Annotated in this window: 13 protein-coding genes and 1 CRISPR repeat array; of the genes, 4 read left to right on the plus strand and 9 right to left on the minus strand. The window is 32.3% G+C overall.

Annotated elements, in window-relative coordinates; all coding sequences use genetic code 11:
* Window positions 1-425: 425 nt before the first annotated feature.
* A complete protein-coding gene (locus FNW52_RS06645; protein WP_143376677.1) occupies window positions 426-2,438 on the minus strand; it encodes a DUF349 domain-containing protein in 2,013 nt (670 codons plus the stop codon).
* A gap of 214 nt (window positions 2,439-2,652) precedes the next feature.
* Complete coding sequence (locus tag FNW52_RS06650; RefSeq protein WP_143376678.1) at window positions 2,653-3,417, minus strand: hypothetical protein; 765 nt, start codon at window positions 3,415-3,417, stop codon at window positions 2,653-2,655.
* 391 nt (window positions 3,418-3,808) lie between these two features.
* Between FNW52_RS06650 and FNW52_RS06655 the strand changes: the two genes are divergently transcribed.
* Both FNW52_RS06655 and FNW52_RS06660 read left to right on the plus strand, forming a co-directional pair.
* A complete protein-coding gene (locus tag FNW52_RS06655) occupies window positions 3,809-4,054 on the plus strand; it encodes a CopG family transcriptional regulator (RefSeq protein ID WP_143376679.1) in 246 nt (81 codons plus the stop codon).
* Window positions 4,047-4,322, plus strand: a complete 276-nt coding sequence (locus FNW52_RS06660) for a type II toxin-antitoxin system RelE/ParE family toxin (protein ID WP_143376680.1) — start codon at window positions 4,047-4,049, stop codon at window positions 4,320-4,322. The genes FNW52_RS06655 and FNW52_RS06660 overlap by 8 nt, the downstream gene beginning before the upstream one ends.
* 228 nt (window positions 4,323-4,550) lie before the next feature.
* Here FNW52_RS06660 and FNW52_RS06665 read toward each other — a convergent pair whose 3' ends face one another.
* From FNW52_RS06665 to cas9, 5 genes are all read right to left on the minus strand, one after another.
* Window positions 4,551-4,898: a hypothetical protein gene (locus FNW52_RS06665; protein WP_143376681.1), complete on the minus strand. Its 348-nt coding sequence runs from the start codon at window positions 4,896-4,898 to the stop codon at window positions 4,551-4,553.
* Window positions 4,899-4,956: 58 nt separating this feature from the next.
* Window positions 4,957-6,748: direct repeats of the CRISPR family, unit length 46 nt; unit sequence GTTGTGAATTGCTTTCAAAATTGTATTTTAGCTTATAATTCCCAAC.
* Between the two features lie 116 nt (window positions 6,749-6,864).
* Window positions 6,865-7,212 carry a CRISPR-associated endonuclease Cas2 gene (cas2, locus tag FNW52_RS06670; protein ID WP_143376682.1) on the minus strand — a complete coding sequence of 116 codons (348 nt, stop codon included), beginning with the start codon at window positions 7,210-7,212 and terminating at the stop codon, window positions 6,865-6,867.
* Window positions 7,205-8,101, minus strand: a complete 897-nt coding sequence (gene cas1, locus FNW52_RS06675) for a type II CRISPR-associated endonuclease Cas1 (RefSeq protein WP_143376683.1) — start codon at window positions 8,099-8,101, stop codon at window positions 7,205-7,207. The genes cas2 and cas1 overlap by 8 nt, the downstream gene beginning before the upstream one ends.
* A 244-nt stretch (window positions 8,102-8,345) precedes the next feature.
* Window positions 8,346-8,777 (minus strand): IS200/IS605 family transposase, encoded by a 432-nt coding sequence (gene tnpA / locus FNW52_RS06680; protein WP_143376684.1) that lies wholly within the window; start codon window positions 8,775-8,777, stop codon window positions 8,346-8,348.
* A gap of 181 nt (window positions 8,778-8,958) precedes the next feature.
* Window positions 8,959-13,053, minus strand: a complete 4,095-nt coding sequence (cas9, locus tag FNW52_RS06685) for a type II CRISPR RNA-guided endonuclease Cas9 (RefSeq protein WP_143376685.1) — start codon at window positions 13,051-13,053, stop codon at window positions 8,959-8,961.
* A 326-nt stretch (window positions 13,054-13,379) separates the two neighbouring features.
* On the opposite strand from cas9, the gene FNW52_RS06690 reads away from it, so the two are divergent.
* Both FNW52_RS06690 and FNW52_RS06695 read left to right on the plus strand, forming a co-directional pair.
* On the plus strand, window positions 13,380-13,634 hold the full coding sequence (locus tag FNW52_RS06690; protein WP_143376686.1) for a hypothetical protein: 255 nt from the start codon (window positions 13,380-13,382) through the stop codon (window positions 13,632-13,634).
* A gap of 2 nt (window positions 13,635-13,636) precedes the next feature.
* Entirely contained in the window at window positions 13,637-13,912 is a 276-nt protein-coding gene (locus FNW52_RS06695) for a type II toxin-antitoxin system YafQ family toxin (RefSeq protein WP_143376687.1), read from the plus strand.
* 56 nt (window positions 13,913-13,968) lie between these two features.
* Here FNW52_RS06695 and FNW52_RS06700 read toward each other — a convergent pair whose 3' ends face one another.
* Window positions 13,969-14,709, minus strand: coding sequence for a shikimate dehydrogenase (locus tag FNW52_RS06700; protein WP_143376688.1), 741 nt, complete (start codon window positions 14,707-14,709; stop codon window positions 13,969-13,971).
* A 111-nt stretch (window positions 14,710-14,820) separates the two neighbouring features.
* Complete coding sequence (locus FNW52_RS06705; RefSeq protein WP_143376689.1) at window positions 14,821-16,218, minus strand: tetratricopeptide repeat protein; 1,398 nt, start codon at window positions 16,216-16,218, stop codon at window positions 14,821-14,823.
* Between the last annotated feature and the right edge of the window lie 31 nt (window positions 16,219-16,249).

The following is a 16,249-nucleotide window of genomic DNA, read 5'->3' on the forward strand; positions in this document are numbered from 1 at the left end:
GAGACTTTTTTGTATTTAAAATGATATTTATCATGTTACATGATAGCTATATACAAACAAAGAGGTTCGTTGGAACCTCTTTGAAGTGTTATTAGATTAGGCAATCATTGATTAAACCAACCCATTTTTCCGCCAATTTAATGCATATCTGCCATGATGTATTATTTTGTGTATCGCTATTTCAGGACTAGACATTTTATACAAAAAAAACCTCGAGAATCTAAATACTCGAGGGTTCAATTTATTTTGACTCTATTCTAGCTCCTACCACTAATTAAGTAGGTTTTTACAAATCGGATAGAAAAATTAAGCCACGAATTATACGAATTTACACTAATTCCTTTAAATTAAAAAAGAAAAAATTTGTGAATAATTCGTGTAATTCGTGGCGAAAAATTTTTATCTACACAATTCGTGGTAGAACTCTATTCTTGATTCATGTTTCTCAATTGTTTTAGTTTTTCTTTCCAAACATCAAGGCTTTCTTTGTGGATAGCGATGTTTTTTCGAACTTCTAAAACTATTGAATTTTCTTTTTTTGCATTTCTTGTATTGGTAAAAAATTGAATGTTATTCTCTAGTTGGAATATTTCATTCTGTACCTCTTCAATTTTGCGCATTAAGAAAATCTTCTCATTATCCAGTTTTCTAGTGTCGTTGCTTTCAGATAAATGATCCATTCTGTTGGCGAAACGCATCATTTCGGTATCTTTTTTGCTCAAGCTCAATTTGTCAAACAAAGCATCCAGGATTTTATTGAATTTCCCTTCAATATGTCTTCTTGGGAAAGGAACTTTGCCAAGGTTTTTCCAAGTTTCGATATGCAATTTGATGGCATCCAAATCAGTTTTGTGGTCTCCAGTCAACTGAAACTCTCTTAACGTTTCTAAGTAAGCTTTCTTTTTGTCAAAAGCTTCTACTTCTTCAACATTCTCTTCGTTTTTTTGCTCTTTTAGTTTGTCAAAATAATGATTGCAAGCTTCTCTAAATTCGTTCCAGATTTTATCTGAATATTTTCTAGGCACGTGACCAATCTGTTTCCACTCTTCTTGAATTTGCTTCATGATTGGAGTAGTCGCAGAAAAATCAACGCTTTCTTGTAGTTCTTTCGCTTTATTTACAAGTGCTATTTTTTTATTTAGATTTTCGTTTTGGTCTTTTTTAATGTCTTTATAAAACGAATTTTTAAAAGTATTAAAATTTCTAACGGCTGTTTTAAAAGCTAACCAGGTATCCTCATTTACATCCGATGGAACTTTTCCTGCAGAGAAAAAAGCGGTACGTAATGCTTCTACTTTTTCAATTTGGGCTAGCCATTGCGAATGTGAATTTACTTTTTCGGTAGCCAAAACTTCAATGGCAGCAATGATTTCTTTTTTCTTGTTTAAATTTTCAAGTTCAGTTCCTCTTAGGTTTTCAAACAATACTTCACGCTTATCATGCATTTTTTTTGTTAGTTCGCTAAATTGGTTCCAAATGGCATCACGGTGCTCTCTTGAAACAGGTCCAATTTCCTCTTTCCAGATTCGGTGTAAATCCTGTAATTCTCTAAAAGCTTTGTTGATATCGGCTTCGTTGACCAATTCTTCCACACGAGCAATAATTTTTTGTTTTTGCTCTAAATTGTGCTTGAAATCAATGTCTCTGGCTTCTCTGTCAAGATGTAAATAATCATAAAAATTCTCAACATGAAAATGGAAATTATTCCAAACGTGATTGTATTTGTCTTTTGGAATAGAACCTGCATTTTTCCAACGGTCCCTTAATTCATTAAAATGTTTTAAGGTGTCTTTTATGTTTGCTTGCGGATTGATTAACTCTTTTAACTCTTCAACAATTGCCAATCGAATTTCTAAGTTTGATTTTAAATTGGTTTGCAAACTCTTAAAATGAGTGTTTTTATTATCCTTATATGTGGTGTAATATTGATCAAACTTCGTTTTTAGAGGAGAATGGTATTGAAACTCTTCATTAGGATCTTGATTTTCCTGATTGAATTCTTCTTTTTTCTCTTCTATGAGGTGGTTGTATTTGGCTAAAAATGCTTTTCGAATTTCTTCTACATGTTCCTTTACAGACATTACTTTTTCGTTTGTAACCAAATCTTTCAATTCTTCTACAAGGGTATCCATCGGTAATGCTTCGTAATCCAGCATCGGAATGTCATGACGTTCTTTTAGCGTTTCATCTTCACTTTCTTCGGCATTCGTATCTGCAATGGCATCAATAACGTTTTGATTTTCGTTTGCCTCAACTTCATTCGAAAGGATTGGTTCAGAAACAGGGTTTACTGTGTTTTCTTCTGCTGCAGCATCACTGATTTCAGTTTCGGCTACTATAGGCGTTTCTGATTGAATTGTTTCTTGCAATTCATTGACTGTTTTTCCGTCTGTCTCATTTTCGTGAAGAGACAGGTTATCGTTCTTTTCTTCTAACATTTTGTAAATGTTTAAGGTTTTTATTTATTGAATGCGAAAGGTAGTAAAGGTGCGTCAAAATTCAAAATAAAACCTTTATTTATAGCTAGTTTGTTTTGAAAATTCCTGTTTTTGGGTGGGGATTTGAATTCATTGGGGATTTTTGCTTGGATTTTAATTTTTTTAAAGTGTAAAGCATGTGTTTGAATGAAATGGGTAAGATGTTTACATAGTTTTATTTTTTCGCAAAAACTCCATCTCTTTTTTTATCAATACTACCGCCCTCGTACCCACATTCTCCCATTCTGGGGCTATTGACTATTGGCATTGCGGCATAATCGTCAAAATCCTCACAAATTTTAGCATGTTTTTTGGCGCATTTTTTGCAAAAAATATTGTCTTCGCCATTATAGCCATGTACGGAACAAATTTGTGTTGCAGGTTCTTTTTTGCATGTTTCACATACTAACTCCAAGGGCTCATTTCTGCTCAAAAGTGTAATGATTTGTGGTGCTTTTATTGGCAAAACTGCCACAACTGTAATTAGTAGTGTTGTAGTAGTGCCAAAATCATATTGATATTCTATTTTTTGCTTTTCATAAAACAGTTTGGATACTTTTTTGGACATGTCTATTTCTACCTCATTTTTTTTGTCAAAATCAAAATTAAAATTAAAATCGAAAACATATGGGGCTTTTCTATTCTTTTTTCTGGTTTCAATGTCAGTAAAAGAGCTCATGTGGCCACAACATTCCACCCAAATGCCTCTCAAGAAATCATCAATATCTTCAAATCTCGCTTTGTGTGAAACCCATAAATTCAAGAAATAGGGCGATTTTCCGTATCTTGGGTCATTCTCCACTTTTATGTGATAGGAGTTTTCGTTGTCAATTGTTTTTTCCATTTTTGTAAAATGTGTTTTCAAATGCCTTGAAATTACTGCTCTATCAAACACTTCGTTGCAAAATACACACTGTCCTTCCGATTTTAATTCTGCCATTTTTTTAGTTTGCTAAATTTTAATACTATGTTTTTTTTGAATTTCAAATTACTTGCTTTCCTTTTAAGTTGGGTGTAAAAACTCAAATTTAAGGTTTAAAAATCATTTTATAAAACCATATTCCTTGTTTCTGTATTTTTTTTGTTCAACTAAGTCCTGAAGTGTCGGGTAAGGGTAGAACCAATAATATGAGTTTAGACAGTCTATTAATGTTGAATCTCAAAACAAATTTCACCTAATTTATGAACAAATAAAAGAATTTAGTTCAGGTAAAACGGGTTGGGATTCTTTTAGTCCAATTAAAGAGAAAATTCAGTTTCAGGAAAAATTTTAAAAATGTCATTCAATTTCAAAAGTTTGGTGTAAATTTACACCAGACAAAATTATTGTTATGACACGACAAAGTATCTCTTTAGCCAATCAAAATGATGAATGGTTAAAACAACAAATTAGTAAAGAAGAATTTACTAGTAAAAGTGAAGCAGTTAATTATTTAATCAAGCAAGCACGTGAGCGTGAAGAATATCACAACTACGTTCAAATGAAAATTGATAGAGGGATTAAAAGTGGTTTTGCAAAAAAACAAACTCGTGAAGAAATGTTAGCTGAGTTCAAACAGCGATTAAAAAATGTATAGTTATTTTTTGACTCGTGAAGCCAAAGAAGATTTATGGAGGATTTATGAATTTGGAGTTTACAGATTCGGAGAAACACAAGCAGACATATATCTGATGATGTTTCATGATTGCTTTGACAGAATTGCATCAAATCCATATATGTTTCCAGTTGCATCAAATTATAAAAATGCGGAACGATTTTGTGTTTGTGGAGTTGACACCATTTATTATAATATCAATAAAGAAGAAGTAGAAATTATCACCATAATTGGAAGACAAGATTTCTGATAATAAAAATGTAAGTTCTTTGGTATACGTTTTTTCGACCTCTTAAACATCCAATTCACAACTGAAAGTTATGGCATCCGCCCAGCAGGGATGCAGTAACTTTCAGTTGTGAATTGCTTTCAAAATTGTATTTTAGCTTATAATTCCCAACCTATAAAACAAGAACAATGAGAATAATCCCGTTGTGAATTGCTTTCAAAATTGTATTTTAGCTTATAATTCCCAACCTTAAAACAATAATGTAAGATGAGCGATAAGTTGTGAATTGCTTTCAAAATTGTATTTTAGCTTATAATTCCCAACTACCAAGCGAGTTATTTTTAAAGGGCTTTGTTGTGAATTGCTTTCAAAATTGTATTTTAGCTTATAATTCCCAACAATTAATGCATCTAAATAAGATTCAGAAAGTTGTGAATTGCTTTCAAAATTGTATTTTAGCTTATAATTCCCAACTAATACGGCAGTAGATAAGAGTGTTATATGTTGTGAATTGCTTTCAAAATTGTATTTTAGCTTATAATTCCCAACGATAATCGGTAAGGCGTGGCGGTTAAACCTGTTGTGAATTGCTTTCAAAATTGTATTTTAGCTTATAATTCCCAACATTGCGTCCGGAGTAGTTTTATACCACTTTGTTGTGAATTGCTTTCAAAATTGTATTTTAGCTTATAATTCCCAACCCTTACGATTTGATTATAAACATTCCCCCAGTTGTGAATTGCTTTCAAAATTGTATTTTAGCTTATAATTCCCAACTTACTTTGCGCAAAAAGAGTTGTTTGTACTGTTGTGAATTGCTTTCAAAATTGTATTTTAGCTTATAATTCCCAACAAGGATGGAGTAGTGCGTGCAGATACGTTAGTTGTGAATTGCTTTCAAAATTGTATTTTAGCTTATAATTCCCAACAATAACAATGTAACTATTCGGTTGCCGTATGTTGTGAATTGCTTTCAAAATTGTATTTTAGCTTATAATTCCCAACAATATAGCGGTTGTTAGTGGCATACCACGTGTTGTGAATTGCTTTCAAAATTGTATTTTAGCTTATAATTCCCAACACTTTGGCTGGGGCTTCTGGATTGTCTATTGTTGTGAATTGCTTTCAAAATTGTATTTTAGCTTATAATTCCCAACTACGAAACCAAACAAAGTAAATTAAATTTTGTTGTGAATTGCTTTCAAAATTGTATTTTAGCTTATAATTCCCAACAAAGATGCAAAAAACAATCACAATTTCAATGTTGTGAATTGCTTTCAAAATTGTATTTTAGCTTATAATTCCCAACACAGTGTTAGCCTATTAGTAAGTACGTCCTGTTGTGAATTGCTTTCAAAATTGTATTTTAGCTTATAATTCCCAACCTATTGCCAAACAACAAGCAGATGTACTTGTTGTGAATTGCTTTCAAAATTGTATTTTAGCTTATAATTCCCAACTTCAAGCGTTAAAATTACTACCCAACAGCTGTTGTGAATTGCTTTCAAAATTGTATTTTAGCTTATAATTCCCAACACGAAGGTGTATCTTTGACCGATAAGGCTAGTTGTGAATTGCTTTCAAAATTGTATTTTAGCTTATAATTCCCAACAAGTGGGCGTAATATGGGTTCAAATTCTTTGTTGTGAATTGCTTTCAAAATTGTATTTTAGCTTATAATTCCCAACATCGATTTAAGTCATTGCACTATTGACAATGTTGTGAATTGCTTTCAAAATTGTATTTTAGCTTATAATTCCCAACCGAATAGACAAGACTATTAACATCGCCAGAGTTGTGAATTGCTTTCAAAATTGTATTTTAGCTTATAATTCCCAACCGAAATATGGAAAGTATTGCTTCCAAAGATGTTGTGAATTGCTTTCAAAATTGTATTTTAGCTTATAATTCCCAACTGAAGTTGATTTTCGAGGTTGTAGATCATTGTTGTGAATTGCTTTCAAAATTGTATTTTAGCTTATAATTCCCAACCAAATGGATTTCCTTACACCAAATCTTCTAGTTGTGAATTGCTTTCAAAATTGTATTTTAGCTTATAATTCCCAACTTTGGGTATCAATTGTCAATTGCCAACACAGTTGTGAATTGCTTTCAAAATTGTATTTTAGCTTATAATTCCCAACGTTTAATTCCGCAGGTAGTTCTCTCTTTACGTTGTGAATTGCTTTCAAAATTGTATTTTAGCTTATAATTCCCAACAACACGAATTTCACGAATTGTCACTAATCGTTGTGAATTGCTTTCAAAATTGTATTTTAGCTTATAATTCCCAACGCAATGATGGGGATTAAAAGTTCTATTGTTGTTGTGAATTGCTTTCAAAATTGTATTTTAGCTTATAATTCCCAACCAAGGTTATCAAAAAGAGTCTTTGCTTCGTGTTGTGAATTGCTTTCAAAATTGTATTTTAGCTTATAATTCCCAACATACCGCGAGTTAATCGTTTGATATGTTGGTAGTTATGAGCTTATTTTGAAATCGAAAAAGAGTTGTGTTTGTTTACTGAGGTACAGGTAGTTGTACCTTTTTAGAATCCTGTTTTTTAGAAAAGTTCTAATTGTTGTGAAGGTTTATCCGTTTCTACAGGTTTTTTTCCATAAAAAAGTTCCATCATCCCAAATTGTTTATCGGTTATTTGCATTACCCCAATTTTGCCATGTTCAGGTAAATTATTCCTAATTCGTTTTGTATGTACTTCGGAGTTTTCTCTACTGGCACAAAACCGCATATAGATAGAAAATTGGAACATAGAAAAACCATCGTCCAGTAATTTCTTGCGAAATCCACTGGCAATTTTACGCTCTTTGCGCGTTTCGGTGGGCAGATCAAAAAAGACTAATATCCACAAACTTCTATATTGGTTTAAACGGGTGTAATGTTCGTCATACATAAAGAGGATATAAAATTTTCCTTGCTGTTCCCTCAAAACATTCGTGTAAGGAATGTGTAGTTCTACTCATCGCGACCATCAACGGACTATTCTTTCCGTCAATAAAAACATCTATACTGGCAATACTTAACAATTGTTTTTTTATATCTGTTGTCAATTCGTCGTATGAATCTTCGGTTTCCATAATGTGACACACGATCAAGTCCACGTACGGCCGATAGGGCTCCATAATATCATCGGCTAGGCAATAGGCGTTGTATTTGTTGCGATGAAAGATACCTAAAGTGGGTAACATTCCGGAACTGACAATTGCTCTTGCTGTAATCGCTCTCAAAATGGCATAGCCATAATTCAATAAATTATTGGGCGGAATTCCTTTTTGTCCTCTAGTGAAATTTTCTACGGTGATGAGGTTTTGCCAATAATAAACAGCTGCTCTGGATTCGTGATTGAGTGCATCTCCCGATGTAACTTCTTTTGCCCAAAGCTCCATTTTTCGGCACGGTATTCCTTTTTCTTTGAGAAGTCCCGCTTGGTTCATAATTTTGGCACTAATAGTTTGTTGCCACAAATTCTTTTTGAGTGGGGCAGAAGCATTAATTTGGTTTTTAAAACGCTCTGTTTGTTCGGTATGTCCGTTGAGTGGCATTAACAAGCCAATAGGCAAATGATACTGGTCACAATTGATTAATGCCACATTATTATTGGTCAGTTTTTCGAGTAAACCATTGGTAATCGTGATTTGCTGGTTCTCCAAAACGATAACACCAATATCTTCAATAGCCACGGTTTTGGTTTCTTGTTCCTTGTCGGGATAAGAGATTACTATTTGTTCATTTTTAGTGCTCAAATAAGCGGGATTGCCGAAGAAAAGGGTTCGTTTTATCATTCTTTTTTGGATTTACAAATTTATAATCAGCTGTTTATAAATAAAAACACTTCGCTAAAACATTAGGCTAAAGCCTTTTAATCTCATTTTTTTGTTGAATGGGCTAAAGCCCAATCCTATTGAACCCTATAACTTTTGAATTGTCTTCAGAATTGCCTCCATGAATTGCCACCAGCTTTTGAATTGCCTCCAGCTTTAGCTGGAGGGAGGATATGATAATAATGTAAATGGCTTTAGCCAAATTCTATTCTTTTTGAAACTTATATTTAGTGATAAATTCGTTGTATTCTTCCTCAAATGTTTGTTTGCTATGATGTTCTTCTTGGTTTTTAATATAATTTCGAACTTTATCAACCATAGATTCCGAAACAGAAACCGCAAAATATTCATCTTGCCATTCAAATTTATTTAAACACAATTTATTTTTGTTAATCCAAAACGAAGATTCCCCTTTTATGAGTTGCATAATTTTTTGAATGGTTTGATCAGCTCCTATAGAAACCAAACAATGACAATGATCTGAATATCCATTAACATAATCAACAAAAATCCCTTTCTCTTTGGCATTTTCTTTAATGTGATGCCAAACTTTTTGTCTTAATTCTTTGTTGTCCAAAAAAGGAATTCTGTTTTTTGTACTCCAAACAAAATGGATGTAGGTTTTGATATAAGGCATAATTTATTGTTTAAATTGCTTATGATTTTTTCATCAATTGCCTCCATTTTTAAATGGAGGGGGATGATAATTGATTTAGGAAAGGCTTTAGCCGAAATATTTTGGCTAAAGCCATTTTGTTTATTCCTGTTTTTTGTTGAATGGGCTAAAGCCCAATCCTATTGATTTTTGAATCTAGAAATTAATATTCTCCTAGTTGAACAATTTGACCTAAATGATTGATGCGGACTTTTGTTATGTTATTTATTCCATTTATTCCTAACCGTTTAAATGAAATATCTTTAAGCTCTTTTTTATCTTCAACTGTAGTTTCTAAATGATGTCTAAAAAAATAATCTTTTATCGTAAATTTCTGCACCCTGAAAATATTAGGACTAATTAAATGATAGTTACTTGGATTCAATAAATCCATTTCGTGTGGATTAAAACTCTCCGATGGAAATATAAAAAATTCATTTTGTTTCATAGAAAACAAGAACTCCCAACCTTTCTCATGGGTTTTATTAATAACTGACAAGCCTAAATTCCTGCGAACTACAGCATCGTAAAACGAGACAACTTCTTCTTGTAGATTGCCTTTTTCGTCTTTGTAAATAGCTACATGATGATTGTTCCCTGTGCTAACAAAGTCAACAGGAATAGGGTTGTTATTTTCGTCTAAAATTTCATTGCCAAAATGGTCTTTTTTGGTATGCAAAGCTTGTGCATTGCTCACTCCGCTAATACTTACTCGTTTTATTGCAATTCCTTTTTCTTTATTTTGCCAAATAGGATTCTCGTCCAGATTAACAAATGCTTTTTTAGGGTCTCCATTAAATTCGTTCAAACGATTTTGAAGAATGGTTTTTAAGCCAATGTCTATTACTTTATCAATTTTTAAATCGGGTGTAATGTCTTTTCTAATGGTATAATCAGCTTCTAACCAGACTATTTTTACTTTTTCTGGAACTACAATATTGTCTTTTAAACTAACATAAACGGGTGTTTTGTTTAAAGCATTTTTACCTGTAAATGCTTTTTTAGGGTCGTTGCCATTTTCTTGCAATCGTTTCAAAAGGGCTTCACGATATTCTTTTTTCGCCACTTTTTGGATGTATTCTTCAGTAAAATTTGCATTTACTTTCTCTTCTTTGGTTGCATATTGTTGTAATTTTCCATAAACAGTTTCTTTATGCAATTGTCCTCTTGGTGTAAGCTGAATTTTTTGATTGGTTCCGCCGCTCTTTTTAGTGATATTTTTATTTTTGGTAACCACTTTATTTTTGGCTTTATAGGAAATCAAAATACTTTCGAGTTGCTTTTTAGCTTCCTCTCTAAAGTTTTCCATTGGAGCTTTAAAACGTAGTTTGTTATTTTTATCCCTTTCTAAATATTTGGTTTCTATTCCGTAAATTGCTCCTGCTTTTTCCTCGCCTTGTGTTTTTGCATTTAGGCTATTCAAATATTGAATGTATGCTGGTTTGGTAAAGGCAACCGTTATCGCATCCATAGCGTGATGGCGATGGTCGTTTCGTTTCGTCCAATCTTTTATTTTGTACAAACGTTCTCCATGTTTTCCTTCTTCAATATGGGTCAAACCTAATTTATCGTATTTCTCCCAATTGAGTTCTTTCATAACATCGACCAATTCCCAATCCTCACGCAGTTTATCGGTAACGCTACCAATAGTTGCTGTTACATTTCTGGAAATTTCCAATAAAATTTCTTTGGCTTTCTTGGCGATGTATTGTGTTTCTCTCAATTGACGGTCAATAAATCCTTCTGGAATTTCGTTATCTGCCATCAAGAGTTTTTTGTACTTTGTATAGCTTTTTATTTTTCCAGTTTTAAATAAATCTTTTACTCTATTTTCATATTCAGCAAAATCATTTTCTAAAAGTTTTTCTTGCAAAAAGGAATAAGCTGTTTTGTTACTTTTGTCAATATTTAGCTGTCTTTCGCATAGAGTTTTATTTGAGAAACTGTCGTCAAATAAGCGTGATTTTGGGATAATATGTTCGATGTCATAATCTTTGGAAAATAAATCAGATCCTTTAATTGGATTTCCTGTGTATAAAGAAATCCCTCCAGTTTCTAACCAAAGTTTGTATCGAATAATATCATTTCTGGTTACTCTAGGTATATTAAATTCGGAATGCAATAATTTTCTAATTCTTTCGTGTTCAGTAGTTGTGGTATTAATATCCGAAGTAGCTTTTTTTCGTTGTTCATTATTTGCTTTCAACTCACGAGCTAATTCTACTCGAATTTCATCTGGTTTTCCCATTGCGGGATCTTTCATAATGGCATTAATCACATTAATCATTTGATTGAGGATTTTCTCCACCACAGGATTTCGTAAACTATTTTTCTTGAGTAATTCAAGATTGTCTTTTAAAACTCTCTCATTATTTTGTTCTGTAGTTAATGATGATGAATGATTATAACCTACCATTAAACAAGCTTTGTCATAAATATGTCCATCCATCAAATTAGGCAATATTTTTTTTATCGCTTTGGCACTCAAACTTCCATAATCGGCTTGCAGTTTTATATTTAAAAGATAAGGAATGTGGTTTTCTTTGAAACCAAATTTGTTTTTTAAAGTTTCTTTTAATTTATCATCATCTTCTGCCGAATATAATAAATGCCACAATTGATAATAAGGTTGTTTGTCAAAATCATTACCTTGAATGGTTGGATCGAAATCTAAAATAGCAGTATTGATTTCTAAATCAGAAAAAGCCGATTTGATGATATTTTTTATGTCTAAAGACTCAAGTTTCGAAAGGTCTAATTCGTCGTAACCCTCTAAAACTAAAATTTTCTCAAAAGCTTTGTAAATCTCAGTGTTAGTTCTGTTACCTTCAATTTTTTTGAAATTAATGGAATAATTACCTTTTTCTAATTTACATTGATTGACAATAAATTTGATAAACTGGGCATCAGTCATACTTTCTTTGAACAAAAGGTCTTGACTAATAATTTGTTTTAATTCTTCTCCAATAGGATAAACTTCTTTATCTTTTTTAAATTCAATATTATTGATGTTCTGCCAAATCCTGAATTCCTGAAATAAAGGAGATGATTTTGGAATGGCTTTATGTCCTTTTTCAAATTCGCAAAAACTTACTAAATGTTTTTGAGACTTTAATTTTCTTTGGTAGAAAATTGTAATGTCACGAACTTCTGATTTGAGTTTGTCATTTAATTCGGGATGAAATCTAGTTTGTATTTCCCATATTTTTTCGAACTCATCTAAATAATCCTGACGATAAAAAACCTGATTTTTTAGTTTGGCATGTGTGTTTTTCTGAAGTTGTTTGTACTGAAATTGACCAACGGTTTCTTGATTGAAATACAATTCCTTGCTTCGGTCACTAATAGCACCAAGATAACCGCTGGATTGGTTAATTTGATTGTTGATTTCAGTAATAATAAATGCCAAAACTTTCAAATCGAGTTCATTTGCCAAAGCATCATTTCTCCATTTGTAATGTTGTAATTTGGTTTCTTCTCTAGTTCCTTTATTTTCGGCAAGTGGAATATTCAATGTTTTTGAAAAATGTTGAGAAGTCTGCGTTCTTGATTTTCCTTGAATGTCTTCCAGTAATTTATCATTTATTTGTACCGAATGAAATTGATTCTGAAAACGAACTATCTTCTCTAATTCCTTCTGCAAATCTGAACGATAAAAATCGGGAATGAATTTGCCACCTTTCGATAAAGAATTATAAACCCATTGTCCTGGTGTTAGGTTATTTTCGAAAATTTCTTTAGCAATTTTCATTCCGTCAATTGCATCGCCTTCTTCGGCAGTTTTTGCTTTTCGACTACTTTTATACCCTCTTTTTTTGTTGAGCATTAATAAAACTTGAACCAATTCCTCTTTGGAAACGGCTTCAACGGCTGCTTTTGCTCTTAATTGATAAGATGAAAAAGTTGTTGCTGTGCCAGTTTCTGCATAAACAAAATCGGGAGCAATGAATTTTATTCTGTTGAATGTTTCTAACAAAGCGTTTCTTCTTTGTTTAAAACGTTGTAAACCTCTTCTTGCACCACGTTTTAATGTTCTCCCAGCGTTTGGTGATAGTCCATTTCCAGAATTAAAATCAACAACGGGGTTTTTAGATTCTGTAACTTTTCCATTTTTATCAACTTTTGAAAAATTATCAAATTGAGTAATCCGAACACCTGTATTTATAATGGATGAGGTTTCATTGTCATTATCAGCTTCGTTGATAAAAGACCAACCAATCGATGTAGTTCCCAAATCCAATCCTAATATTTTCTTCATTTTTATAGCAGTATTTTTGATAAATTTTACCTAGTTGTAAATTAATCCCTAAATTTAATGAAAAGAAAATTAACTAGTTTACGGAAAACCACATACAAATAATAAAACTTTTGTTGTATCATTGTACTACAATTTTGAAGCAATTCACAATAAGGATTATTCCGTTGTGAAAACATTCAAAGCGGCCTCAAAAGGGTCGCTTTTTTTATGCAATTCAGTTTTATTTGTTTATTCTTGAAAAAACACACTACTATCAAAAAAGCTGTTTTCCAATAAATAATACGAATTGGATTTATTCGTATATTTGTAATTATAAAACGAAGATTATGACTACTATAACTATTACATTGAATGAGCGTTCTAAAGCAGGGAAGGCTTTTATGGAAATAGCTAATTTCTTTAAAGATTCAAAAGCTATTGAAATGGTGGAAAATGATGTAGAATTTAAAAAATCAACTGCAAAAGTGAGTGAAAATATTCCAAATATTGAAACTGTAAAAGCGATGGAAGATGCAGAAGAAAATGTAAATTTAATTAGCGTAAAAAGCAAATCTGATTTTTATAAAAAAATGAGAGCTTAAGGATGTATGAATTTAAAACTACCACAAAATTTAAAAAAGATTTTAAGCTTTGTGAAAAGAGAAATTACGATTTTAATCTCTTTGACAAAGTTTATGATTTATTGGAAGCATTTGGAGAATTACCTGAGATTTACAATCCTCATTTATTAAAAGGCAATTATAAAGAACATTGGGAATGTCATATAAAACCAGACTGGTTGCTAATTTGGTTACAGGATGATGAGAGTAAAATAATTAAACTGGTAAGAACTGGAACCCACAGCGATTTATTTAAATAGAAAAGCCCACAATTATTGAGGGCTTTTCTGCTTTATAAATCTAAAGTGTAACGAGTCTACTTATTCCAAATCTTCCAGGCTTTCTCTGCTTGAAAAATAAGCATATCCAAACCATTTTTTATTTGTGCGCCTTGTGCTTTGGCTTTTTTAAGGAATTGGGTTTCTGCTGGATTGTAAATCAAGTCGTAAGCAATGTGTTTGTCGGTAAAGAATTCGTAAGGAATAAGCGGGAATAAATCGGTATTTGGGCTAGTTCCTACCGGTGTACAGTTGATAATGATTTGGTAATTGTCAAATGTAGTGGTATTGATTCGCTTGTAATCGATACAGTTGTCTTTGGCCTCGCGAGAGACAAAAGTATAAGCGATTTTTAATTGATCTAGAGCAAAAGCAACTCCTTTTGAAGCACCACCTGTACCTAAAATCAATGCTTTTTTATGATGCGGTTGCAATAAAGGTTTCAATGATTTTTTGAAACCGTAATAATCGGTATTGTAACCTTTTAGTTTTCCTTTTTTGGTGAATTTTATAGTATTAACCGCTCCAATTTGAGAAGCGTTTTTGGACAATTTATCCAAAAAAGGAATTACTGTTTCTTTGTAAGGAATAGTAACGTTTAATCCGCTGAGATCCGTATTGTTTTTTGTTAATTCCGTAAAAAAGTTTATTTCTGGAATATCAAAATTCTCGTAGGAACAATCCGTAAAATGCTCATTGCTGAACTTTTCTGTAAAATATCCTTTTGAAAAGGAATAACTGATGTTACGACCCAGTAACCCAAAACGCTTTTTCAACATTGCTATTTTTTTTGACACAAATTACACAAATTAGCACAGATTAAATTGTGAAATTTGTGCTAATCAGTGTAATTTGTGTCAGTTTTTTTTTTTTTTTTGAAACTCACTTATCTATTGCTTTCTGTGTTTAGCAATGTAATTTTGGACTACTTTTCTTGCCCAAACTACGGGAAATAAATCTTCGAATATTTGAATGTTTTCAGAATTCAAACGCAAGGCATTGCTTAAATGGAATTTTGCTTTTACGTTGTCGGAAATCATATAATACAATCCAGCCAAACGGTATTCGATTTCATGATCTTCCGGAAAATATTCTGACGCTTGCAATAAGGTTTGTATGGCACTTTCGAACTCACCCAAAAACTGAAGAATATCAACCCAAAACAACCAAGTGTCCAGTTGGTAATCTCCAAATTCAACCGCTTTTCGATACCCAAATTCAGCTTCTTCAAAGAAGTTCATCTGTTTGTTTATAGAGGCAAAACGTTTCCAATACAAACGGTTTTGATTGTCTATTGCCAATGCTTTATTGACAAAAAACAATGCTTTTTGGAAGTTTTTTTGGCGTACGTAAAAATCGGTTATGGCAATCCAGCCTTTGTCTAAAAGCGGGTCTTCATGAACTGTTTTGTTAAAGTATTTTAGAGCCAAAACTTTATTGCCTAATCTCTCATAGCATTTTCCTATTCGGAGTAAGGCATAAGAGGTAGCATCATCCAATTCGATTGTTCTGTTGTAACTTTCGATGGCGAGTTCATATTTTTTTAAGCGTTCCAATGCTTTTGCTTTTTCCATAAAAGCACCTAGAAACTCATCATCGATTAGCGTAGCATAATCAAAGGCACGAATGGCACTTTCGTATTCTTTTACGCCATAATACAAACGTCCCAATTGATGCCAAGCGATTTCGCTATACGGGTTTTGGTCAATGTATTTATTGAGATAAACAATGGCATCTTGATTTTGATCTAAAAATTCAAAACAATACACCACATTGTATAATGCGGACTGATCCTCGAAATCTTCTTCAAGACATTTGATAAAGCTTTCTTTGGCTAACTCAAGATTATCCATAAAAAGGTATTCCATTCCAATTAAGTTGTAGACATCAGCATAATCATCGGTATAATCTAATGCTATTTTCAGCATTTCAACCGCTTTTTCATGTTGATCCCTTTTGGAACAGATATTGGCCTTCTGAATATAGATCTCTTCGTTGGTGGGTTCTATGGCATAAAGCTCATTCAATAGCTTTTCGGCTATTTCTAGTTTGTCATCATAGATCAACATTTCCACTTGAACTAATTTTAGTCCGGTTGATTTAGGGTGTTGATCTAGTGCTAGTTTTAGGGCTTTTTTGGCCAAGGCTGTCTTACCCATGTCGAGATAATGAAGAATGATTTCTTCAAATTCTTCGGAGTCAAAAAAGAGGACTTTGTTGGTTTTCAACATAGACTCAAATTTGGATAGGGATAAGTTATACTCTTCTTCTTCGTCGCTTAATTGCATGCTGTCTGTTTTTAAATTATCCTAAAATAAA

The organism is Flavobacterium sp. ZT3R18 (assembly GCF_007097385.1).
Taxonomy (GTDB): Bacteria; Bacteroidota; Bacteroidia; order Flavobacteriales; family Flavobacteriaceae; genus Flavobacterium.

What these genes read in the sequence shown, in the direction of transcription:
- FNW52_RS06705 (WP_143376689.1), bottom strand. Translation starts at nt 16,218, where the DNA reads ATGCAATTAAGCGACGAAGAAGAAGAGTATAACTTATCCCTATCCAAA.
- cas1 (WP_143376683.1), bottom strand. Translation starts at nt 8,101, where the DNA reads ATGATAAAACGAACCCTTTTCTTCGGCAATCCCGCTTATTTGAGCACT.
- FNW52_RS06700 (WP_143376688.1), bottom strand. Translation starts at nt 14,709, where the DNA reads ATGTTGAAAAAGCGTTTTGGGTTACTGGGTCGTAACATCAGTTATTCC.
- FNW52_RS06695 (WP_143376687.1), top strand. Translation starts at nt 13,637, where the DNA reads ATGTATGAATTTAAAACTACCACAAAATTTAAAAAAGATTTTAAGCTT.
- FNW52_RS06660 (WP_143376680.1), top strand. Translation starts at nt 4,047, where the DNA reads ATGTATAGTTATTTTTTGACTCGTGAAGCCAAAGAAGATTTATGGAGG.
- tnpA (WP_143376684.1), bottom strand. Translation starts at nt 8,777, where the DNA reads ATGCCTTATATCAAAACCTACATCCATTTTGTTTGGAGTACAAAAAAC.
- FNW52_RS06645 (WP_143376677.1), bottom strand. Translation starts at nt 2,438, where the DNA reads ATGTTAGAAGAAAAGAACGATAACCTGTCTCTTCACGAAAATGAGACA.
- cas2 (WP_143376682.1), bottom strand. Translation starts at nt 7,212, where the DNA reads ATGTATGACGAACATTACACCCGTTTAAACCAATATAGAAGTTTGTGG.
- cas9 (WP_143376685.1), bottom strand. Translation starts at nt 13,053, where the DNA reads ATGAAGAAAATATTAGGATTGGATTTGGGAACTACATCGATTGGTTGG.
- FNW52_RS06650 (WP_143376678.1), bottom strand. Translation starts at nt 3,417, where the DNA reads ATGGCAGAATTAAAATCGGAAGGACAGTGTGTATTTTGCAACGAAGTG.
- FNW52_RS06690 (WP_143376686.1), top strand. Translation starts at nt 13,380, where the DNA reads ATGACTACTATAACTATTACATTGAATGAGCGTTCTAAAGCAGGGAAG.
- FNW52_RS06655 (WP_143376679.1), top strand. Translation starts at nt 3,809, where the DNA reads ATGACACGACAAAGTATCTCTTTAGCCAATCAAAATGATGAATGGTTA.